Origin of the sequence: Paenibacillus sp. HW567, assembly GCF_000374185.1 — a bacterium.
Classification (GTDB): domain Bacteria; phylum Bacillota; class Bacilli; order Paenibacillales; family Paenibacillaceae; genus Paenibacillus_AQ.
In genome coordinates, this window is record NZ_KB910518.1 from 353,659 (window position 1) to 376,390 (window position 22,732).

Consider the following 22,732-nt stretch of genomic DNA (forward strand, 5'->3'; position numbering starts at 1 on the left):
AGAAAAATCAATATGAAACATGTATATTGTGTAAAAATACTAATGATGTGATAATACGTTCCATGATCGGGCCGCATGAATTAGAAAAACAAAAGGGCGGCTGGATTAATATCAACATTCGAAAGGGTAAGGTGATAGGGATATGGTAATCGGTCACACCAAAAGAAAAATGGCTCTTGGTCTTTCGGCAGTTCTTGTTTCTTCAGTGTTATTGTCAGCGTGTTCATCAGAGAATTCCAGCGCAAGCAACGGTGGGAATTCAGGACAAGCCGGAAGCTTGAAAATCGAAATTTTTGATCGCGGCAACGCACCTGCAGGTCAAACGGCAGCCAACAATTTTTTGACCAATTACGTTAAAGAAAATTTCGGTAAAGCTAACAATATTGATGTTGAATTTGTCCCGATTCCCCGCTCGGAAGAAGTGACCAAGCTTAATGTATTGATGGCTAGCGGTACCGATATTCCCGACATCGTCTTCACCTATGACTCTGGTACATTTAACAAATATGCTGAGCAAGGCGGGCTAACAGATCTAACATCTCTATTAGATGAACACGGTCAGAACCTGAAATCCTTCCTTGGAGAAGATACATTGAAATACGGCCAGTATGGAGGCGTTCAGTACGCTATTCCTGCAAAACGTTCGACGGTCGGCAAATATGCCTCATTTATTCGCCAGGATTGGCTGGATAAGCTGGGATTGCCGGTTCCTGCCACCACCGATGAATTGTACAATACGCTAAAAGCCTTCAAGGAGAAGGACCCGGGTGAGACCGGCGGAAAAGTAATTCCACTTGGTATGACGATTGCTCCCGGACAGTACGAATCTCTGATTTGGTCCTTTATTAAGCCTGTGACGGACCAGGAGCGGTTTGAACTCACACAGAATCTGAGCTCCAGAGATTACCCGGTGCTGTTGCCCGGCTTCAAAGACGGCGTTCAATATTTGAACAAGTTGTACAACGAAGGCTTGATTAGCAAGGACTTTGCCTTGGATGAGAATAAGGAGACAATTACGCAGAATATTGGCTCTGGGATAGTGGGAGCATTCAGCGATGACAATGATGCCATCTTCTATCCGGACGGCACTTATGATGTGCTGTCGCAGAATAAACCGGATGCGGTTCTTACCGCTATTGATCCATATACGAACAGTGAAGGCAAGCATGCTAAGCCGGTTTCCGCTCCTAACGGCATGTACATCATGATTCCGAAATCCAGCAGGCATGCGGTTGAAGCGATTAAGTATCTGAACTGGATGGCTTCCGATGACCACTTGTTATACATCCAGAACGGGATCGAAGGAGAGCATTATACACTTGAGGATGGCGTTCCTGTCTCGATTCCGGACATGTCTGTAGAGTCGGCTAACAAGCTGGTTGGCGGCGGGGATATTGGCATTATCGCCAATGGCCGTATTTTTGAGAGCCAGGAGAAGAATGATAAGGCTTTTGTAAAGAGCTTCAGAGCCAAGTATCAAGACATTATTGCGAAGTCGCTGGCCATTTCGAACACCGATGCCATTGAACCCGTCTTCACCAAACGCCCGATTGAAGCTGAGAGCAAATACGGCACTACACTTAGTGAAAAAGCGAAGCAACTGATTGTGAAATCAACAATGGTGTCCCCTGATCAATTTGATGCGACCTATGAGAGCATGCTGAAGGATTATATGTCTAATGGCGGACAGGCTATTCTGGATGAACGCAAGGCTGCTTACGCAGAGAATAAATAAGGTCTGACCAGGAACGGCGCGGTCACTAGGCCGCGCTGCTCCTAATACAAGCCCCTGATAGAACGGAGGAGGAACCGGTTTGGGACACACTCGTTATTTTCGCAGAAATTGGCAGATGTACGCATTGCTTCTCCTGCCTATTATGTTCTTTATTATTTTCAAATATGGTCCGATGTACGGCGTGCAAATTGCATTTAAGGATTTTAACTTTTTTAAAGGGATTGGCGGAAGTGAATGGATTGGATTCGATGGTTTCCGCGAGGTATTCGCGAACCCCGATTTCTACTTAACACTACGCAATACGTTAATGCTGAATTTTCTGGACCTGATCGTTTCTTTTCCGGCACCCTTGATTATTGCCATTATGCTGTTCGAGCTCAAAGTTGTTTGGTTTAAAAAGCTGTCTCAGACAATCCTCTATATCCCGCACTTTATTTCCTGGGTTATCATCGGGGGGATTGTGTATCAATTGTTCGGCACCCAGTCGGGGATGATTAACAATTTACTAGTAAGCTTGGGATTCGATGCAGTACCTTTTCTGTCGGATAAAAATTATTGGCTGATCACCTACTTGCTGACCGGTGTCTGGCAAAGCGCGGGATGGGGAACGATTCTATACCTGGCGGCACTCACTGGAATTAATAAGGAATTGTTTGAAGCGGCTGAAGTTGATGGAGCCGGAAGGTTGAAACGGATTCTACACATTACCATTCCGGGAATCAAGCCAACGATCGTTACGCTTCTGATTATAAATTTGGGAAATATGATTTCGATCGGATTTGAACGTCCGTTTGTCATTGGCAACCTTGCCGTGAGAGAGTATTCGGATGTGCTGAGTACCTTTGTCTACCGGACAGGTCTGGAATCCGGGCAGTACACACTGGCTACAGTAGTAGGGTTGTTCCAGGCGGTGGTAGGGTTGATCTTCCTGCTGGTTGCTAACTACATCTCCAAGAAGCTGACAGACGAAAGTATTATCTAAACAACCTTTTGACAGGAGTGTACATTATGAGTGAAAGAGCAGCTAACAAGGCATTTGATACATTCATTGTTATCTGTCTGACCCTATCGGTGCTGGCATGTCTAATTCCGTTCATTCACATTTTAGCAGTTTCATTCAGTGGAACGGTGCCGATCACCTCGGGCAAAGTGACCTTGTTCCCGCTGGATTTTAACATGGAGGCCTATAAAAAAGTTTTTAGTGATATGGCGATGATCCGTTCGCTGGGCTTTACTGTATTTTTGACCGTGTTATACACCGTCTTGTGTATGGTGATGACCATTTCGGCCGCTTATGCGCTGTCCAAGAAGGATCTGAAGGGCCGTAGAGTCTTCATGTTCATTATTATCGTCACCATGTTCTTCAGCGGTGGGATTATCCCCGAATACATTCTTACACGTGAGCTGCATCTGCTCAATACGATCTGGGCGCTCATTCTGCCTGGTCTGATCAGTCCGTTCTATATGATCATTCTGATCTCCTTTTTGTCCGGCATTCCCGATGCGCTGAAGGAGTCTGCGGAGATTGATGGCAGCAGCCAATTCGGCACGCTTATGCGGATTATTCTCCCCCTTTCCATGCCGGTGCTCGCTACATTGAGCTTGTTCTATGCCGTCGGCAGATGGAATGGATTTCAAGATACATTGATGTATATCACCAAGTCGGAGCTGTACCCGCTGCAGTTGAAATTGTATCAGATGATTCAGAACAGCCAGGTGTCGGACCTGATGAGAATGGAAGGGAATGCGGTAAGCACTGTCGTACCGGAAAGTCTCAAAGCAGCAACCGTTATGTTCGCAACGGTGCCTATTCTTCTGGTATACCCTTGGCTGCAAAAATACTTTGTATCGGGTGCGCTGACCGGAGCAGTGAAGGGCTGAGGCCAGGTACAGGAAGACGGAGGGAGCTGTATCAGATGTTCAAGAGAATAAGCGCTATAAATGATAAGTGGACCGATGAATCGCTTCAGCGTCAAATCACGGACCGGAGCAACCGCTATTTCGGCGGTGTCCGTGATCCATATACCGGTGTTGCCTGGCCGAGTCACACCGGTACGGCCCAGTTTATTGCTGTATGGGCCGCTTCCCTGGTTAATCCTGTGTCGCAGTATCATCTCGATATAGCCTTGCTGGAGAAGCTTCAGGAGGCGATGGATTTCATGCTGCGGTTCCAGCATGAGGACGGCACGATCTCGCCGGGCTGGACCAACTATCATTCCCCGCCGGATACGGCGTTCGTGGTGGTTGGCTTAGCCAACGTGCTTACGCTGTTGGAGCAGCAGACTTGGGAGCCTCTGGCCGCTGTCACCGAGCAGATCCGGTTATTTCTGCAGCGGACGGTTCCGGCGATGCTGACCGGAGGCGTTCATACCCCGAACCACCGCTGGGTGCTTACCGCTGCTCTCGGCTCCTTGTACCGCATTTTCGCACTGGAGGGCTTGAAGCAGCGGGCGGAGAAGTGGCTTCAGGAGGGAATGGACATTACGCCGGATGGCGAATGGACCGAACGGAGCAATGGAATCTACAACACAGTCAGTGACATTATGCTCTATTATGCGGCGCAGGATTTGGAGCGTCCCGAATTACTGGAGCCGGTGCGCCGGAATCTGCGAATGATGAAATATCTGGTGCACCCCGATGGTGAAGTGGTCACGGATTATTCGGGACGCCAGGATTTCGGCAGCGTCTTCTCGCTGGCGGATTATTATCTGTGCTACAAGCTGATGGCGGAGCATGACCGTGATCCCGAGTTCGCGGCGCTTGCCGAGCTTGCCGGCAGCGCCGTTACCCATCCGGGTTCGCTGCCGAACAATATCATGCTCGGATTTCTGCTGTATCCGCAAATGCAGGCAGCCGCCGTGCAGCCGGAGGAACTGCCTGTAGATTACCGCAAGGTAATCAATGGAGCCTTCAACCGGGAGGAGCTGCTGGGCAAAATCGGGCAGGACGGCTACGGCGGACCGGTCCGCCACAGCAAGCAGCATACCGAATTCGGCGCTCCGGTTGCCCGCATTCGGAGCGGGGCCACAAGTGCAACGGTAATGACCGAGGCTTCCTCGCATTTCTCACTGCGGCACGGCAAGGCCCGGCTGCTCGGAGTTCAGCTCGCTTCAAGCTTCGAGCCCGGCTTGATTACCATGCAGTCGCTGGAAGAAACGGCTTCGGGCTTCCGCTTAAGCTCCACCGCGGAGAAGGGCTATTATGGACCCGTGCCGGGAGACAAGCTGCCGTCACTGTCCGGCTTATCGGCCAGTCCCTGGTATCTGCTGCCTCACGGGGAACGACCGCTCACCCATTCCCAGCCCAGCAAGGTCACGGTTCAAGTGACCGATCACAGCGGGGGATGGGATGTGCACTTTGCCCAGCAAGCGCCGTCGGATGTGCTGACGCAGATTGTGCTGCTGTTCGGCAAGGAAGGCGGCCTGGAGGGAACCGGCATCGTGCCTGTGCCGGAGATGCGGGACACTTCGTTCTGGGCATCCGGCACGATCCGTTATACCGCCGGTGAAGATTGGATGGAGCTGGAGCAGGGGGCCCATGAGCATGAATTGGCGGATATCCGGGGAATGACCTACCCGGATGGCTGCCTGAAGGTCATCGTGACCCTGATTACGCCGCTGGACTATACGCTGCGAATCCGCCTCTCTTAGGGGGATAGCTAATAAACAAGGACATGCAAACCGGACACCCCCGGCTTGCATGTCCTTGTTTATTTTTTGAGCCTGGATTGCCCGAAAATCATTGCTGTTATGCAAGAAATTACAAATTTGATATGACAAATGTCATATGATTTAAGAGGGTTTATTCATTACACTATAGCAAATAATTGATTATGATAATCATTATCAATTAGAGAAATCTTTGCTTTTATAGACTAAAAGTTGGGGGGATTCGTTTGCGTGGTCGATATTGGCGAATAGGGTTGACAGTTATACTGCTAATGATACTGATCATTCCAGGTCAAGCTCATGCGGCGGACGGCAATTGGCGCAAGGTGGTAGCTCAAATAGATGACACTTTGCAGCAAGCGCTGGAGACATACAGTAAGGGAGATGTCGCGGAGGCAAAGAATCAGGTCAATAACGCATATTATGGACCTTATGAAAGCGGACAGATGGAGAAAGCGGTGAAATTTAATATTTCATCGAAGCGAAATGCCATCATCGAGGAGGAATTTCGTCTGATCCGCAAGTCGATGACTGCCGGGGCTTCCAAGGCTGAGGTGAATCAGCGGATGTCGAAGCTGGTAGACATGCTGCAGGAGGATGCGGCCACACTCAGCAAGTCTGACAGTACTCCGTGGGGGATTTTCTTATCCTCACTCGGCATTATCTTACGGGAAGGCATTGAAGCTATTCTCGTTATCGCTGCAATTATTGCGTATCTGATCAAGTCCGGCAATGAGGACAAGGTCAAGATCATTTATCAGAGTACATTAGTGGCTCTAGGGGCAAGCGTGCTGACCGCGATAGGGATCAAATATCTATTTAATATCAGTGGAGCCAGCCAGGAAAATCTGGAGGGCATTACGATGCTGCTGGCGGTAGCTGTGCTTTTCTCCATGAGCTTCTGGTTAATCGGCAAAGCCGACGCCAAACGATGGAAGAATTATATTGAAGGAAAGATTCAAACCTCCATAACGACGGGTAACACCCTGACTTTGTGGTTAGCTGCATTTCTCGCCGTATATAGAGAAGGTGCAGAGACGGTCCTTTTCTATCAGGCTTTAGTGAATGGACAGGATAAATCAGGGATTAGCATGATCGGACTCGGAATTGTGGTCGGAGCTTTGGCGCTGGTTGTAGTTTTCTTGATTATCCGCTATGGCAGCCTTAGAATCCCGCTCAAGCCTTTCTTTATCGGCACGAGTATTCTGATGTACTATTTGGCTTTTGTCTTTTCCGGGGAGGCCATCATGGAGCTTCAGGCTGGATATATGGTTAGTGCAACTACGGTATCCGGGTTTCCAATCATAAGCTTCTTTGGGATCTATCCAACGGTAGAAAGCTTGACAGCACAGGGACTGCTGCTGCTGGCAACTGTCATAGGCCTAATCTGGTATAAAGCATCTTCCCGCAAAGGGAAGGTCAAACCGGAAGGCAACCGCTTGCCGGGCTAATGGTATTCATGTTGCTAATGATTTACAACAAATATATAGGGGTGTAAAGAGAATGAAAAAAATAAAAAATGCTTTGATGTTTACAGGAATTGTACTGGCAATGTCTGCGTTAATGGTAGGCTGCAGCTCGAACAGCAATAGCGCTAAAGATGAAGCCAGCCAGGGTAATAATACGGCAGTCAATGCTCCAGCAGAGGAAGCGGCGGCCTTTGAAGAGTTTCCGATTGGTGAAGAGCAGGAAGTCGATGGCATAAAAATTGGAGCGTTGTATCTGCAGCCGGTAGATATGGAGCCAATGGACAAAGCGGGATTGCCTTCCGCACAGTCGGACTTTCACCTGGAAGCTGATATTTCAGCCCTGGAAGGCAATAAAACAGGCTTCGGGATTGGTGAGTTTATCCCTTACCTGACTGTTCATTATCAGATCAAAGCTAAAGCTACGGATAAGGTTGTTTCCGAAGGAACCTTTATGCCAATGAACGCTTCCGACGGTGCCCACTATGGAGCCAATGTTAAACTCGCCGGTGCAGGGGATTATAAGCTGAACTATGTGGTGGAATCCCCGGAAAAAATGGATTACCTGCTGCATACGGATAATGCGACAGGCGTGAAGGGGCGCTTCTGGAAAGAGCCGATCAACTTGACCTGGGAATTCTCTTGGGTGCCAAGAACTTGGTAAGCCGGTTATTTAACCAGAACAGTGTGGTGAGAAAGAATTGTTAAAAGCGATTTCGATTACTCTCGGAAACGGATTTGAGATTGCGCTGGTGATTTCCGTTCTTATCGTGTGGCTTCGGCATACAGGAAACCGTCATTTATCCAGATGGATATATGGCGGAACAGGCGTAGCTGCATTTACCGGCTGGGTTGTGCTCTATGTACTGAAATGGTCCGGTCCGAAGAAGGAAAGCTTTACCGGCTGGGCGATGGCAGCGTGTTTTATCTTGGAGATGCTGTATCTGATTTGGATAAGCCGAAACACGAGAGTTCATTCGGCATCCCCCAATGCAAATCATTCGCTCTGGAGCAGAGACACAGCGGAGAAAACTTTTGTCTTCCTAACCGCTGCTTTGCTGACCATTTTGCCGCTGATGCGTATTCTGCAGTTTCCAAGCAGTATCTTTATTCAGACCTATAGTGTGGTCAACACAGAGCTTATCCTTAAGTTTACCGGCGGTTTGCTCGGACTGGTGTTCAGCTTCCTTTTCGGAATGTCCTTTCTACGAAGCACACGCATACTTTCAGTTCGCGGCTCAGTGGCTGGAAGTGTGCTGCTTCTGGCAACTATGATGCTCAATCAAATGTTTGCCGTCACGCAGATTTTATTCGCCAGAGGGGTATTTCCGTTAACTCCGCTGACCATGAAGATTCTGGTTCCCATTATCAATAACATGGATAAATACATTTACGTGCTGATTGGAGTTTCATTAATCTGGACAGCAACAGTTTTATTGTTGTACAGGAAAAGAAAAGAAAAATTGTCTGAGGCATGGAATCCTGCGGTTCAGCGTAAGTTCAAGGCGCGGGTGCGCAACGATAAACGCTGGCTGGCTTTTATTGCGGGACTCATGGTGCTTGTTCCTTCCCTGCTCGGTATAGAGGCGGTTCTGGCCAATACAACCGTTGAGCTATCCCCGGCAGAGCCGGTCACTCCAGATACAAATCAGCAAATTGTCATTCCGCGTGCATCTGTGGATGACCGAAATCTCCACCGGTTCGGGTATACGGCTGCAGACGGTACCATTGTCCGGTTCATTATTATCCGCAAATCGGAAACGATGTACGGGATCGGATTCGATGCCTGTAAAATTTGTGGATCTTCAGGGTACTACCAGAAGAATAACAAGGTAATCTGCCGGAAATGTGATGTCGTCATGAATATTCCAACGATTGGCTTCGAGGGAGGATGCAATCCCATTCCGCTTGCCTATCATATGGATAAGGGCAACCTGATTATTGCCAGCGGTGATTTGGAGAAGCAGACCGCTACTTTTCATCAGGAGGATCTCTTCCAGCATTAAGGGATGACGGCGGTATAAGATTGGGGATGGAATGATGTTTTTTCGAATGCTGGGCAAAGCGTTTACCGTTGGCTTTAAAGGCAAGATTCTGCTCATCGTCACAATTGCCTTTGGCGCTTCCCTCGCTACGGCTATGCTGAACGTATCTCTGGATGTCGGCGATAAAATGAACCGGGAATTAAAAACCTACGGCGCCAACCTGCAGGTTGTCCCGAAAATGGATGCTTTGCCGGCAGAAATAGACGGTGTGGATTTCAATCCGCTGGCCGACAGGGAGTTTATTGCAGAAGAAGAATTGCCGAAGCTTAAGACGATCTTCTGGGCTTATAACATTGTCGCCTTTACTCCTTATCTGGAGGCCAACGCCGGTATAGCTAAGGTGAACCATCCCGTAGCAGTGGTAGGCACCTGGTTCAATAAAGAGTTGGCGCTTCCCACGGGAGAACAGATCACTACCGGAATCCGGCAGCTCAAAACATGGTGGCAGGTTGATGGGGAATGGGTAAAAGACGAAGACAGCAACACTGCGCTGGTAGGCACGGCCTTGGCCGATCAGCTTGGGTTGTCGCCAGGACAGAACCTGGAGGTCAATGTAAAAGTGGACGGGGACAGCAAGATCCTGCCGCTGAAGGTAACCGGAATTTTAAGCGGCGGCGGGACGGATGATGACAAGATCTTCGTGTCCCTCAGCACCTTGCAGCAAACGATGGGGTTATCCGGCAAAGTGGGCAGGGTTGAGGTCAGTGCCCTGACGACCCCGGAGAATGAGCTGGCGCGAAGAGCGGCGCTGAATCCGGAGCAACTGTCAGCCAAGGATTACGAGACCTGGTATTGCACCGCCTATGTCAGTGCTATTGCCTATCAGATTGAGAAGGCTCTGCCCGGCACAGAGGCCAAGGTGATCCGGCAGGTTGCCGAATCCGAAGGGATGATTTTGACCAAAATCCAGCTATTGATGTTTATACTTACAGCCGCCGCATTGGTCAGCTCCGGGCTTGGCATTTCGGGCCTGATGACAACCAAGGTTCTGGAAAGAAGTAAAGAGATTGGCCTGATGAAAGCGCTGGGAGCCCAGAATCCCGCGGTTCTGATGTTATTTGTTATGGAGGCCGTAATTTCGGGCATTGTGGGCGGACTTCTTGGCTACGGGGTGGGCCTTGGTTTTGCTCATATTATAGACCGGACTGTATTTGACACCGCGCTTACCTTCAAAGAGCTGGTGCTGCCGCTGGTGCTGCTGCTCTCTGTGGTGCTTACCTTGGCAGGCAGCTTCTCGGCGATGCGGATGGTCATCCGGCTTCAGCCCGCCAGCGTAATGAGGGGTGGGAGATAGAAATGCGTAAATCCACGATGTTCTTCCGGATGCTGGCCAGCTCCTTTCAGCAAAGGAAATCGAGAATGCTGATTGCGTTGTTCGCCATCATTGTCGGAACTGCGGTAATCTCAGGCTTACTCAGTGTCTATTACGATATCAAAATTAAAATGGGGATGGAGTTCCGCTCCTATGGCGCGAATCTAATTCTCACTCCCTCCTCCGATTCCCGGCAGAAGGTATTTCCGGAGAGCACCACTCAGGAGATCGCAGGCGTATTCCCGCAGCAGAATCTGGTTGGATACACGACTAATCTCTACGGGTTAGTGAAAATTAATTCCCGCAAGCTGGTGCTGGTAGGCACCTGGTTTGATCAAATCTCAAAAATCACTCCGTATTGGGAGATTACAGGAACTATGGATAAGGACCGGAAGGCTTCCGGTACGGTGCTTGTCGGAAAAGCAGTGTCCGATAAGCTGGGCTACAAAATTGGAACGCTTCTTCCGCTGAAGGACGAACTGACAGGAAATGAACAAAAGGTCAAGGTAACAGGCATCGTTAGCAGCGGCGGGACGGAGGATAATCAGATTTTCATCAATCTTGCGGATGCCCAGAGGCTATTTCATCAGGAAGGTCTGGCAAATACTGCTTACTTCAGTGTTACCGGGGAAGGCCTCGATGCTGAAGCCTCAGCGGTCAATGTGAAATTCCCGCAAATGAAGCTTAGTCCCATTAAGCAAATCTCCGGATCTGAGACAGTCATGCTGGATAAAATCAGTTCGCTTGTATATATCGTCGTTGTAATTATTCTTTTGTCCACATTATTATGCGTAGCCACTACGATGATGACGATGGTCATGGAGCGTAAACAGGAAATTGCCTTGAAAAAAGTGCTGGGAGCCCAGAATAAAGCCCTTTCTCTGGAGTTTCTGAGCGAAGCCGGGGTGCTCGCGCTGGCAGGCACACTTGCGGGTCTGGTGTTTGGCTATTTTCTGGCCCAAATAATTGGGCAAAGCGTCTTCCATGCCTCCATTTCCTTCCGCTGGGCAGTGATTCCGATGGTCACTGTTACTGCACTGCTTGTAGCCGGGCTGGCTTCGCTGATTCCGCTAAGATCCGTCATCGGCATTGAGCCGGCTGTTGTTCTCAAGGGGGAATAGCATAGAAAGGTGGGAGGATAATGAGCATTCTGGAGATCTCCGGAGTGAGTAAGAAATATGGCAATTTGCATGCATTGCAGGATATCACATTTTCTGTAGAGCCAGGGGAATGGCTGTCGATTATGGGCTCCTCCGGTTCAGGAAAGAGCACAATGCTGAACATGATCGGACTCATGGATAAGCCAACCAGTGGTGAGGTGAGAATAGACGGGATTGTGACCAGCCAACTGAACTCCAAGAAGCTGACGGAAATACGAAAAGACAAAATTGGACTGGTGTTTCAGCAGTTTCACCTGATCCCTCATCTTACAGCTCTGGAGAATGTAATGGTTGCCCAATATTATCATAGTATGCCTGACGAGAAAGAGGCGTCTGCTGCGCTGGCCAGAGTTGGACTGGAGAGCCGGGCCCGGCATTTGCCGCGACAGCTATCCGGCGGGGAACAGCAGCGTGTATGTATCGCCAGAGCGCTGATTAACTATCCGGCGCTGATCCTGGCAGACGAGCCTACAGGGAATTTGGATGAGTCCAATGAAAAAATTGTATTGGAGCTATTCCAGGAGCTGCATAGAGAAGGGCATACGATTATTATGGTGACTCATGCGCCTGAGGTAGGTGAGCTGGCCGAGCGGCAGATCCGTCTGGAGCATGGAATCATCAAAGAGATTCGCACACCTGATGGCCGGAGGGAGGCTGTCATACAATGAGCATTACGGATAAGCTGGAGCAAATCGGCAGACAAATGATAAGCAAAAACTACAAGTTTACCAAGCAGCGGGAGATTATTGCCCGGGCATTATTGGAGCAAGAATCTTGTCGCCCAAGTGCAGAGGAGATCTTCCATCATATAAATAAAACACCCTCAAAAATTGCCCGGGCCACTGTATATAGGACAATGGAGCTTTTAGCTGAAATAGGTATCGTTTTAAAGCTGAATTTTGATAAAGGTATAACCCGCTTCTATTTTCGTGGTGACGGGTATAATCACATGCATCATTATCTATCATGTGCAATCTGCGGAAATGTAGAAGAGATCAAGGAAGACTGGTTAACGGAAGTGGAAAAACGGCTGGAACAAGAGTATGAATTCAAAGTGATAGATCATCTGTTAATCTTCAAAGGTATTCATGAGACTGGCCTGCACACACAGAGTGAGCGCTTATCTTTGATCCATTGCTCATGTAATCATGAGGATAAAGCACGTTTTTTTCCCACACAGCAGGTTGAAGAAGAAAGGGGCTGCTCCCGGGCAGCCCTTTAAGTATGCCTTAATATCTGCACCTTGCCCAAAAGCAATGACAATAATGTTACTTCTTATTCTATCTATTATTATCATATGAATTCTGGAAATGACGGCTTTCCCCTTGAAAATCATGTATTATACTGTAAAATTGTGTGGTTTCTATGTGGTTTGAAAATAAAAATAGAAATTTTAATATTGGATTGACAGAGTCAGTATAAATACAATACTATAGAAATAGTTACAAAAAGTTAATTATTGCCGAATTTCATATGGAAAACGGGGGAACCATCCTCGGGTGAATTATTCCTGAAAGCAAGGGAATATAGGGAACCTTTAACCGAACCCTTAGCTAACTCCGTAGGCATCGAAGGGAGAACCTGATTTTGAAAAAGTTCATTTTTGCCTTAGTGGGGGCCGCAGCATTGTTCACTTCTGTTCCTGCTAGCACTTACGCAAGTGACATAAGCATTGAAAGTCAAGTAAAAGAGGTATTGGGAGCTCCTTACCAATGGGGAGGAACTACGGCGGCTGGCTTCGATTGTACTGGATTCATCCTATACATAATGGAGAAATTTAATGCTGGCGATTTGCCGCGCACCTCACAATCTCAAGCCAAGGTTGGTACACCGGTGGCTAAAGATGATCTGCGCGTAGGAGATTTAGTTTTTTTCAACACCTTCGGTTCGGGGATTTCCCATGCAGGGATTTATATCGGTGATAATCAGTTTGCCCATTCCTCAAGCAGCAAGGGCGTAAGAATAAGCAGCCTCTCGGAGTCCTACTATCGTGATCGTTATGTTACAGCCCGCCGTGTAGCGAGCGAAACCAGCTATCGCAAGATGATTAGTGAATAATGAGCTTGAACGAGCCGGGGAAGCATTTGGCTGATCCCTTGGTTTCAGTAGAACCTCGCAGCAAATCTAGATCTTCATACCTTCAACCAGGGCCTATGTGCCATGTGCTTCCAAGTACATGGCATATAGGCCCTGGTTGTTGACTTCGAATTGCTGGAACGCCATCCATAGTAAGCAGTATAGCGGATTCGGCGTTCTGCTGATTTCCCGTTTGATCAGGCTTTGACCGGGTTGCGGACGATTTTCACCTCATGAAACGAAATAGTGTTGGACAAAATGTACGCTGGCGTACCATCCCGGTGGGAATGTGCTTCACGAAAGGCTTCGCTGCGGGTCCAGCTCTGGAAATCCTCCTTACTGTTCCAGCGGGTGCTGATCGTGACCTCGTCGTAGTCTGCAGGTTTCTCATTCAGCAGCACCTCCAGTCCAAGGAAGCCCTCCATGCTCTCTACCTTACCTACTTTATCAAAACGGTCGATCAAAAGAGAAGCCTGGCCTTTGGCGATTTGCGATGTGTTATTGACGATAATCATAATGGTTTCATTCCTCCAGTTTATATAGGGTTTCGGAATAATAACGGGGTAATCGTCCACGTAATGGACAGTAGCATCGAGCTCGTAGACCTTGTGCAGAAATAAAGTGTTCAATAATTCGCGTGGATTTCCTGCGGCAGCGACAGTTCCGCGCTTGAGCGCAATCATATAATGACTGTAGGCGGCAGCCTGCGGCAGATCGTGAAGCACCATAACTATCGTTATACCAGTCTCGCGGTTGATCTCTCTTAGTGTATTCATGACATCAAGCTGATGGGCGAGATCGAGAAAAGTTGTCGGCTCATCAAGCAGCACGATTTCTGTATTTTGTGCCAGAGTCATAGCGATTCTGGCTTTTTGCTGCTCACCTCCGGATAAAGTATGAAACATACGGTCTGAAAAGATGGCCGTACCCGTCAACTGCAGCGCCCGGTCAATCAAAGCGTTGTCCTCGGTGCTTGGACGGTAGCTCCAGGGGCTTCGATAAGGGGCACGCCCGTAAGCCGCCAGCTCGCGGACGGTCAGGTTCTCCGGTACCTGACGGGATTGCGGCAGCATGGACAAGGTGCGGGCCAAGTCGCGGCGGGCATAGGCTTGCAGCGGCTTGCCGAGCAGGAGCACCTCACCTGAGCCGGGAGCGGCCAGGCCGGACAGCAGCCGGAGCAATGTCGATTTGCCGGAGCCGTTAGGTCCGACAATAGTGGTCAGTTGCCCTTGGGGGATGGACAATCCGATACTTTCGAGCCTGAAGTTGCCTCGTGAATATCCGATATGGCGGCATTCAATAGCCGGCAGGGTTTCAGTTGTCATGAAGTCAGCCGCCTCCTTCTTAGCAGAATTAAGAAAAAGGGAGCGCCGACAGCGGCCAGAAGAATACCGACGGGCAGCTCGATCGGGTCAAACCAGGTGCGGGCTGCGGCATCGGCAATAACGACCAGCGCGCCGCCGCCCAGTATGGAGATTGGCAGCAGGAAGCGGTAGTCGTCGCCGATCAGCAGCCGGACAGCGTGAGGCACGATCAGACCCACAAAGCCGATCAGACCGGCTACGCTGACAGCAGTTCCGGCCAGAAGCGCCGCGAGCATGACAATCAGGAAGCGGGCGGGTTCTGCACGCAGCCCAAGCAGGCGGGCGGAATCATCGCCCAGCAGCAGCAGATTTGCCGGTTTGATGGCCAGCAGAGACAGGGCCAGTCCGCCGATCGCATAGGGGGCGGCAAAAGACAGATGATGCCAGCTCCGTCCGGCGAGCCCGCCGGACAGCCAAGGCAGTACGGCCTGCACGCGGTCGCTGAATGTGACCATAATCCCGTTCATGGCTGCCCCGAGCAGGGCATTGACCGCTACCCCCGCGAGCACAATCCGCATCGGAGAGGCTCCGTCATCCCAGGCGAGTGCATAGATTACGATAGCGGCCAGAAAAGCGCCGATAAAGGCTCCGGCTGGCAGCAGATAGCTGTACTGCGGCAGCAATATCATTGTTATTACGGCAGCCAGCCCTCCGCCGGAGGAAATGCCAATGATACCCGGATCGGCCAGCGGATTGCGCATAACGCCTTGCAGCAGTGCGCCTGAGGCGGCCAGGCAGGCGCCGACCAGGAGCCCGGTCAGCACTCTGGGCAGTCGAAGATCCATAATAATCAGCCCCGTTGTTTCCGGACGGCCGCCGAAGAGTATAGACCATACCTCGCCGGGCGAGATAGGCACCGATCCGTAGGTCAATCCGTAAATGCAGGCAAGCAGCACCAGCAGCGGAGTCAGAATGAGCGCGAGTATGCGGCGCTTGTTGCGCTGTTTCTTGTTCATTGCGTTTTCGTCCCGGCAAACAGATCGGTCAGCAATTGCAAGGCCTCGGTTACCCGTGTGCCCGGATTGGTACCGAACAGCTCCGAAGGCAGTACACTGACGCGATTATGTACTACAGCATCAAGTGAGCTCCACGCCGCATTCTGCCGCATTTCTTGTTCAAAGCCCCGCTGCGCTTCTTCAGCGTTGCCATGCGTCATGATCAGAATGAACTGCGGATTCGCTTCGACTACCCGCTCCGGGTTCAATGCGGCATATTGCGGATAGCCTTGCAGCGCGGGATATTCGGCGGCGATATTGGCTCCCCCCGCCAGCTCAAGAAGGTTGCCTCCAAGTGAGCTCGGCAGCGCGGCCATGTAGGTACCAGGGGCTCCGTAGACCAGCAGCACCCGTGGCTTGGGCCCCTTTAATTGCACCTGTCGCTCCTGAATTCCAGATTCAATCCCGCTGACCAATTGCTCTGCTTTTTGCTCTTTGCCGAGCATTTGCCCGAACAGGAGGATTTGCTGCTTGATATCGTCAACCGAATCGGCACGTGTCAGCACCATGCGTGCCCCGATTCCCTCAACTGCGGGAATGTCTTTGGCATTCATTCGTTCATTGCCGAGTACGGCATCCGCCTTGAGATAGGCAAGCTTCTCCAGATCAATCTCATGGGCCGAGCCGATCTGCATCGCGCCTTCAGCGGCTTTCAGCGATACAGGGACGGTGGCAGTCGGTCTGCCGGCTAGCGTCCCTCCCAGGGCATAGATGATCTCGGTTTCACCGTTACCCAGTGCGACGATATGCTGTGGAGTACCGGCAAAATTGATTTCCCGCCCGGCAAAATCAGTGATTGTCAGTGAGCCTGCCGCGGCTGTATTTGTGGCAATAGCCTTTCCGGGAGCCGTACCGCAAGCCGTCAGAAGGAGCGGAAGCAATCCGAGAAGAAAAAAAGCTGTACGCCATGACCTGGCCATCTGGACACCTCCTGTAATTTTGGATGCTACGCATCTGTATTTAAAGGCGGGATTATTTACAGAGAGGCGAGAAGCAAATTTGTATAGCAGCGGATAAGCGCTGTTCCATCGAGGAGTATGATAATGAAAATCATTCTCATTGTCAATAATATTTCACAATTTAATTCACAAACATTTCGAATTTGATCCATTATCATATTTTACGGATTAAAAAATCAGATGAATCTATTGACAAAGCACAAATTATCCCATTATTATCGACTCAGTAACCCTTATCTTCATGTTTTGATTGTGTCAAAGAGGAGAGAGAGTGGGAGAAAGGCAAATTAAAGTATAAATGTGCTTTTTTTTTGCCGATCTATTGATAATGATTATCATTATCGTATAAGCTGAAGAAAAAGGGGGGGATTATAGATTGAATTTGAAAAAAAGCTTCTTGACAGTGCTGGCTGCCATCCTTCTGTGCACCTTGGTTCCAGGTTTTGACCGCGTAGTGTCCGCTGCTCCGGCTGATGGCATGTACACGGTTGACTATGTGATCAAAAAAGCGGAGGACGAGTCTGTCTCCATGGCTAACGATTATTTCGAGAAGCCGGCCACGCTGTCTGTCTCCGGTGGGAAGATCAAAGTGCGCCTCCAGCTTAATCACAGCGAGTGGATTACTGATTTTCAGGTACCGGGAGGAAACAGCAAGGTGATAAGCAGCAACAAAAAGGCGGATACCCGCGTTGTGGAATTTGTGGTAAAAGACATTGGACAGCCGGTAATTTCTAAAATTCATGTTACAGTTCCAGCGATTGACTACGATCACGACTACACGATTCGTTTGGTATTTAATAGAGCAAGCATGAAGGTCACGGGGAAAGCGACTGCACCGGTGAACAAGCCGAAGGTCACGGCGGCGCCAACTAAGAAGCCTAAGGCAACGGCATCGCCAACAAATAAGCCGAAAGCAACGGCGCCGGCAAGATAATAGTCAGAGCAATTGCTGTGTGGGCCAAATGAGCCCGAAAAATAACGACCAGAGGAGAATGATCGCTTTGAAAAAAGTAGCACATCGTTACTTGCTAAAGGTTCTTGCACTTATATTATTGACAGGGGTTATTCTTCAACCGGTTGGAGGTGCTTCTGCTGAGGCTGAAAGTGTGCGTTACAAGGATGGACAATATGAGCTGCCGTACCAGATTTTTAAGGATGGCACTAATGAAACATCTGTAATGGAGAATTATGTAAATAAAACTGCTGCGCTTGAGGTGAAGGATGGCCGGAACTACGTCTCCATTACTGTCAACAAAAACAAGGAGATCACAGGGCTGAAGCTGACAACGGCTGACGGCAAACTTTCGGACGGGACCGTCGCCTCCGTTGCTGCGGATAACAACCGAAGAACGACAACATTCGAACTTGGCAGCTTAACCGACATAAATGATGGCTGGGTAAAAATAGACTGGGACGAGTTGAATTATCACAATCAATATGATGTGGACTTCAAGTTCAATGCCAGCAGTATTCCACTGGCCGAGAAGGAGCCCGAGCAGCCGCAAGTGCCATCGGACCCTGTATTGGCGGACGGGCAGTACAGCATTGATTACGCTGTGCTGCATGCTACCGAGGAAAAGGATTCCAGCATGAAAGGGTATTTCAGCAATCCGGCAGTGCTGACGGTGGACAAGGGAGAAAAAACAATATCTTTCAGTATTGTGAAAGACAGCTCCGTTGTTAAAAATGTCTATACCGCAAATGACGGAACGAATTATGTGCCTGTTACGAATGTAAGTGAAGACAAGACTGCAAATACTCGCATCATTTCTTTCAAAGTAGACCGGATTTCGGGTATATTGCCGGGTAAAGTTCACATAGTTACAGAATATGGCGGTAAAGTCTATGACATGAACCATCTCATCCGCTTCCGCTTCAACCTTGATTCCATTACCGCCGCTCCGGGGGCAACGCCAACACCAACGTCTACTCCGGCACCGGTATCAACGGAACCGGTATCTGGAGGAGGAGGCGGTACAGTACCTATACCGTCTGTATCACCTTCGCCTTCGCCAACAGCGAATGCCTCCCTGGAGGACGGGCATTACAGCATTGATTATTCTATTCTCAAAGAAGGAACCGATGAAGTTTCCATGATGGATAAGTATGTGGTTCATCCGGGTACGCTTTCCGTGGTTAATGGGCAGAAATATTTGTCCTTCACGTTGACTCAGAGCAAGGAAATCACCGCTTTCAGCGTGCAGCAGCCGGTATCTGTCATCGCGTCCAATACCGCGGCCAACACGCGCACTGTGCAATTTCCGATTAGCGAGCTTGGAACGAAACTGAAGGCATCGGTTAAAATTGACTGGCCGGAATTCAACTATTTCAATTCATATAATGTAGACATCCGTATTGGCAGTTCGGCAGGGGGAAAGGTCGCCAATCCGGCCGGCTCTATCGCTGCAGCCGCTCCTATCCCTGGTGCCTCTGCTACGCCCCAAGCGTCTGCGGCTCCTGCACCGGCAAACGCTAACGCAAATACTGCACCTTCATCTGTACCAGAACAATCGGCAAACGCAGTGAAGCTGAGTGATATTGACGGGCACTGGGCGAAGCAGGCGATTCAACAAGCCCTCAATTCCGGACTGGTCAAGGGGTTCAATGACAACACGTTCCGGCCGAACAATCCGGTTAGCCGCGCCGAGCTTGCCGTGCTGCTCAGCCGGGCACTCAAGCTGGAAGGCAGCGTGACAAATGCCGGATTCAGCGACAAGGACGGGATTCCTGCCTGGGCCGCTGAGGGCGTAGCTCAAGTCGCTGCGAACAAGCTTATCAGCGGCTATGAAGACGGAAGCTTCCGTGCCGATCGTAAAATCACCCGCACCGAGCTGGCAGTGATTGTTGTCCGCGCCCAGGGCTTGACGGTTGATCCGAAGTCTGTACCAAGCTTCAGCGATGCAGCGGACATTGCCGCTTGGGCACGTCCATATATCGCTGCAGCAGAAAAAGCGGGCCTGATCGGCGGTAAAGCCGGAAATCAATTTGCGCCGGGCGAATATGCAACCCGCGCCGAGGCAGTGGTACTGCTGCTGAAGCTGCGCTAAGCCGGCAAAGACATAGGCACACTTAGAGGCAAGCGCACAGGCTTGCCAATAAAGTCAAAATTTGCGGAGGATGCCGGCTTACCGGTGTCCTTCCGCAGTTTGTGGGAGAGAGGCGGGAAATTCCGGAAATGAAAAGAGCAATCGGATTATTTACGGTGATATGCTGCATTGTGGCGCTGCTTGGTTGTGCGGCAGGAACGGGCACAACCGGAGCCGGTAAAGCCGCAGCCGGAACACAGCCCGTGCAGACGGCACAGACCGGCCAGTCTGCCGGTGATGTTCCGGCGGCACAGGCCCCCCGGATTGTTGCGACTACAGTGTCGGCAGTTGAAATAATGAACGTGCTGGGTCTGGATCTGGCGGGTATTCCGACCAGTTCGAAATCGCTGCCCGAGCGCTATGCGGGGGTTGCGAAGGTTGGCAGTCCAATGAGCCCCGATATGGAGATTATCAAATCCCTGAAGCCGGACGAGGTGCTGTCCGTGACTACGCTCAAATACGATTTGGAGCCGCTGTTCAAAGGTGCCGGTATTCAGGCGACGTTTCTTGATTTGACAAGCCTGGACAAGCTGAAAGATTCCGTCTCCATGCTTGGCGGGAAATATGGCCGCACGGAGCAGGCGAACGGTCTTATTGCACGTTATGACGATACTATCGCTGATATCAAGGCCAAAACAGCCGGAAAAAAATCGCCGAAGGTGCTGATTTTGCTCGGTGTTCCCGGCAGCTATCTGGTGGGGACGGAATATTCCTACATCGGTGATCTTGTGCGTACAGCGGGCGGCGTAAATATTGTACAGGGGGAGAAGGTGGAATACCTGGCCTCCAACACTGAATATTTGCAGCAGGCCAATCCGGATGTAATTCTGCGGGCGGCGCATGGCATGCCTGAGGAAGTGGTTAAGATGTTCGACGAGGAATTTAAAAAGAACGATATCTGGAAGCATTTCAATGCCGTCAAAAACGGGCGGGTCTATGATTTGCCGGAGAATTTATTTGGCACTACTGCCAATCTTGCGGCAGACCAGGCGCTTACAGAGCTGGTTCCGATGCTGTACCCGGAGCTCCGGCAATGAGAAGGCGCATGAATATTAGCGCAGAGGGTAGAGGATGAAGAACATGAACAGATTGCTGTGGAGCTTTGCCGCTGTGGCCGGATTATTGGCAGCGGCTGTGCTCTGGTCGGTGCAGAGCGGGAGCCTCCAGGTCAGCCTTCCCCAATTGCTGCGGGGACTTGCTTCGGGTACAGATGACAATGTGGCGGTTATCCGCGATCTGCGGCTGCCGCGAATCATTGTAGCCATGTTCAGCGGAGCCGCACTCGCTGTCTCCGGTGTGCTGCTCCAGTCTGTCATGCGCAGTCCGCTGGCAGATGCGGGAGTTATCGGCATCTCCTCCGGCGCCGGTTTTGTTGCGCTGACGATGGTAACGATTTTCCCGGCCTTTTTTTTCTGGATGCCGTTATTTGCTTTTCTGGGTGGAGCGTTTGCCTGCCTGCTTGTTTTTTCACTGTCCTGGAAGTCAGGGCTGCAGCCGCTCAGGCTCATTCTGGTCGGCATTGCAGTCAATGCCACCTTTACAGGCTTGGGACAATCGTTTAATTATCGGGGCAGCTATGCGGTGACAACAGTCAACATGGCGACGACTTCAATTTTTAATCTGAAGACCTGGGAGGACGTGCGGGTTCTGGCTCTATATGGTACGGTCGGCCTTATTCTCGCCCTGCTGGTCAGTCCTTGGTGCAATGTGCTTATGCTGCAGGACAAGACCGCGCAAAATTTAGGCCTGCGCGTCAGCAGAGTACGGGTTGCCGTTTCAGCAGTAGCGGTGCTGCTGGCGGCAACAGCGACGGCCATCGGCGGTCTGATCGCATTTGTCGGACTGCTGGTGCCGCATATTGCACGGCTGCTGGTCGGGTCAGATCACAGGCTGCTGATTCCGTTCACGGCCTTGGCCGGGGCGCTGCTGATCCTGACGGCAGATACGCTGGGAAGGACGGTGCTTGCTCCGGTGGAAATCCCGGCTTCCATCATTATGACGGTGATCGGGGGGCCTTTTCTGATATTTCTGCTGCGGAAAGGAGAGGTGAGTCATGGAGATCAATGAGGTATCCTTCTCCTACAGCGATAAAAAACCGCTGCTGAAGCAACTGAGTATGAAGATTCCCGCAGGGCGGTCAACTGCGATCATCGGCCCCAACGGCAGCGGGAAATCGACACTGCTTGGGGTTCTGGCTGCGAATTACGCGCCTTCGTCCGGTACGGTTATTGTTGACGGCAAGGAGCTGCACCGCTGCGCTCCGCGGGAAATCGCCCGCAAGCTGGCTGTGGTTCACCAGCAGAACAGCGCGCCAGGGGACATGACTGTGGAGAAGCTGGCTTCATTTGGACGGCTCCCGCACCGTTCATTGCTGGCCCCTGAACGCGGCGCGGACAGGGAAGCCGTCGAGTGGGCGCTGGAGTGTACGGATCTGAGAAGCAAACGCCGCAAGCCGCTGGCGGAGCTGTCCGGCGGGGAACGGCAACGGGTATGGCTGGCACTGGCACTGGCGCAGAAGACACCGATTTTGTTCCTGGACGAGCCAACTACATATCTGGATATGTTTTATCAATATGAGATGCTGGAGCTGATCCGCAGTCTGAACAGAAAGCATGGCCTGACCGTTGTGATGGTGCTGCACGATATTAATCAGGCAATTCATTACAGCGATCATATCATCGCAATGAAAGACGGTCAGGTAGTGCTGGAAGGCGCTCCTGAAGAGACGATTACGCCCGCTGCGGTCAAAGATATCTATGGCGTCGATGTAATGGTCAGAACAGAGCCGGAAACGGGGCTGTATATAGTTCCGCTGAGAAAACCGATGCGTGAATGATCCCGGTGAACCGGGAGTGGAGGAATAGAA

Annotated in this window: 20 protein-coding genes and 1 riboswitch; of the genes, 17 read left to right on the forward strand and 3 right to left on the reverse strand. The window is 50.6% G+C overall.

The genetic code is table 11. From position 1 onward, the window contains the following. Positions 1–142 precede the first annotated feature (142 nt). The 12 genes from B212_RS0101805 (at position 143) to B212_RS0101860 (ending at position 13,444) form a co-directional block, all read left to right on the forward strand. Complete coding sequence (locus tag B212_RS0101805) at positions 143–1,735, forward strand: extracellular solute-binding protein (protein WP_019908571.1); 1,593 nt, start codon at positions 143–145, stop codon at positions 1,733–1,735. Between the two features lie 115 nt (positions 1,736–1,850). Next, positions 1,851–2,717, forward strand: coding sequence for an ABC transporter permease (locus B212_RS0101810; protein ID WP_051128216.1), 867 nt, complete (start codon positions 1,851–1,853; stop codon positions 2,715–2,717). 26 nt (positions 2,718–2,743) lie between these two features. Next, complete coding sequence (locus B212_RS0101815; RefSeq protein ID WP_019908573.1) at positions 2,744–3,616, forward strand: carbohydrate ABC transporter permease; 873 nt, start codon at positions 2,744–2,746, stop codon at positions 3,614–3,616. 35 nt (positions 3,617–3,651) lie between these two features. Then, the gene (locus tag B212_RS0101820; RefSeq protein ID WP_019908574.1) at positions 3,652–5,385 is read left to right on the forward strand and encodes a hypothetical protein; all 1,734 of its coding nucleotides are present in this window, start codon (positions 3,652–3,654) and stop codon (positions 5,383–5,385) included. A 272-nt stretch (positions 5,386–5,657) separates the two neighbouring features. Next, positions 5,658–6,854: an FTR1 family iron permease gene (locus tag B212_RS0101825; RefSeq protein WP_019908575.1), complete on the forward strand. Its 1,197-nt coding sequence runs from the start codon at positions 5,658–5,660 to the stop codon at positions 6,852–6,854. Positions 6,855–6,906: 52 nt separating this feature from the next. After that, a complete protein-coding gene (locus B212_RS0101830) occupies positions 6,907–7,533 on the forward strand; it encodes an iron transporter (RefSeq protein WP_019908576.1) in 627 nt (208 codons plus the stop codon). A 37-nt stretch (positions 7,534–7,570) separates the two neighbouring features. Continuing rightward, positions 7,571–8,875, forward strand: a complete 1,305-nt coding sequence (locus B212_RS0101835; protein ID WP_019908577.1) for a Fe-S-containing protein — start codon at positions 7,571–7,573, stop codon at positions 8,873–8,875. 31 nt (positions 8,876–8,906) lie between these two features. After that, entirely contained in the window at positions 8,907–10,208 is a 1,302-nt protein-coding gene (locus B212_RS0101840; RefSeq protein ID WP_198015822.1) for an ABC transporter permease, read from the forward strand. 2 nt (positions 10,209–10,210) lie between these two features. Then, on the forward strand, positions 10,211–11,347 hold the full coding sequence (locus B212_RS0101845) for an ABC transporter permease (RefSeq protein WP_019908579.1): 1,137 nt from the start codon (positions 10,211–10,213) through the stop codon (positions 11,345–11,347). A 20-nt stretch (positions 11,348–11,367) separates the two neighbouring features. Beyond that, on the forward strand, positions 11,368–12,054 hold the full coding sequence (locus B212_RS0101850; protein ID WP_019908580.1) for an ABC transporter ATP-binding protein: 687 nt from the start codon (positions 11,368–11,370) through the stop codon (positions 12,052–12,054). Next, a complete protein-coding gene (locus tag B212_RS30535) occupies positions 12,051–12,608 on the forward strand; it encodes a Fur family transcriptional regulator (protein WP_019908581.1) in 558 nt (185 codons plus the stop codon). The genes B212_RS0101850 and B212_RS30535 overlap by 4 nt, the downstream gene beginning before the upstream one ends. Before the next feature lie 228 nt (positions 12,609–12,836). After that, positions 12,837–12,969: riboswitch (cyclic di-AMP (ydaO/yuaA leader) on the forward strand. 4 nt (positions 12,970–12,973) lie between these two features. Further along, positions 12,974–13,444, forward strand: a complete 471-nt coding sequence (locus B212_RS0101860; protein WP_019908582.1) for a C40 family peptidase — start codon at positions 12,974–12,976, stop codon at positions 13,442–13,444. 215 nt (positions 13,445–13,659) lie between these two features. Here B212_RS0101860 and isdG read toward each other — a convergent pair whose 3' ends face one another. Genes isdG through B212_RS0101875 form a run of 3 tightly spaced genes read right to left on the reverse strand, consistent with a single transcriptional unit; the run spans position 13,660 to position 16,741 of the window. Beyond that, the gene (gene isdG, locus B212_RS35645; protein WP_019908583.1) at positions 13,660–14,787 is read right to left on the reverse strand and encodes a heme oxygenase; all 1,128 of its coding nucleotides are present in this window, start codon (positions 14,785–14,787) and stop codon (positions 13,660–13,662) included. Further along, positions 14,784–15,782, reverse strand: coding sequence for a FecCD family ABC transporter permease (locus B212_RS0101870; RefSeq protein WP_019908584.1), 999 nt, complete (start codon positions 15,780–15,782; stop codon positions 14,784–14,786). Before B212_RS0101870 ends, isdG begins: the two co-directional genes overlap by 4 nt. Then, positions 15,779–16,741 carry an ABC transporter substrate-binding protein gene (locus B212_RS0101875; protein WP_019908586.1) on the reverse strand — a complete coding sequence of 321 codons (963 nt, stop codon included), beginning with the start codon at positions 16,739–16,741 and terminating at the stop codon, positions 15,779–15,781. Before B212_RS0101875 ends, B212_RS0101870 begins: the two co-directional genes overlap by 4 nt. A 415-nt stretch (positions 16,742–17,156) precedes the next feature. Here B212_RS0101875 and isdC point away from each other — a divergent pair, with 415 nt between their 5' ends. The 5 genes from isdC to B212_RS0101900 all read left to right on the forward strand — a co-directional run bounded on the left by isdC (position 17,157) and on the right by B212_RS0101900 (position 22,702). Further along, on the forward strand, positions 17,157–17,714 hold the full coding sequence (gene isdC / locus B212_RS30540; RefSeq protein WP_019908587.1) for a heme uptake protein IsdC: 558 nt from the start codon (positions 17,157–17,159) through the stop codon (positions 17,712–17,714). A gap of 67 nt (positions 17,715–17,781) precedes the next feature. Continuing rightward, complete coding sequence (locus tag B212_RS0101885; protein WP_019908589.1) at positions 17,782–19,827, forward strand: NEAT domain-containing protein; 2,046 nt, start codon at positions 17,782–17,784, stop codon at positions 19,825–19,827. A 128-nt stretch (positions 19,828–19,955) separates the two neighbouring features. Beyond that, on the forward strand, positions 19,956–20,903 hold the full coding sequence (isdE, locus tag B212_RS0101890; protein ID WP_019908590.1) for a heme ABC transporter substrate-binding protein IsdE: 948 nt from the start codon (positions 19,956–19,958) through the stop codon (positions 20,901–20,903). A gap of 43 nt (positions 20,904–20,946) precedes the next feature. Continuing rightward, positions 20,947–21,933 (forward strand): FecCD family ABC transporter permease, encoded by a 987-nt coding sequence (locus B212_RS0101895; protein ID WP_028530552.1) that lies wholly within the window; start codon positions 20,947–20,949, stop codon positions 21,931–21,933. Next, positions 21,920–22,702 (forward strand): ABC transporter ATP-binding protein, encoded by a 783-nt coding sequence (locus tag B212_RS0101900; protein WP_019908592.1) that lies wholly within the window; start codon positions 21,920–21,922, stop codon positions 22,700–22,702. The genes B212_RS0101895 and B212_RS0101900 overlap by 14 nt, the downstream gene beginning before the upstream one ends. Positions 22,703–22,732: the final 30 nt, after the last annotated feature.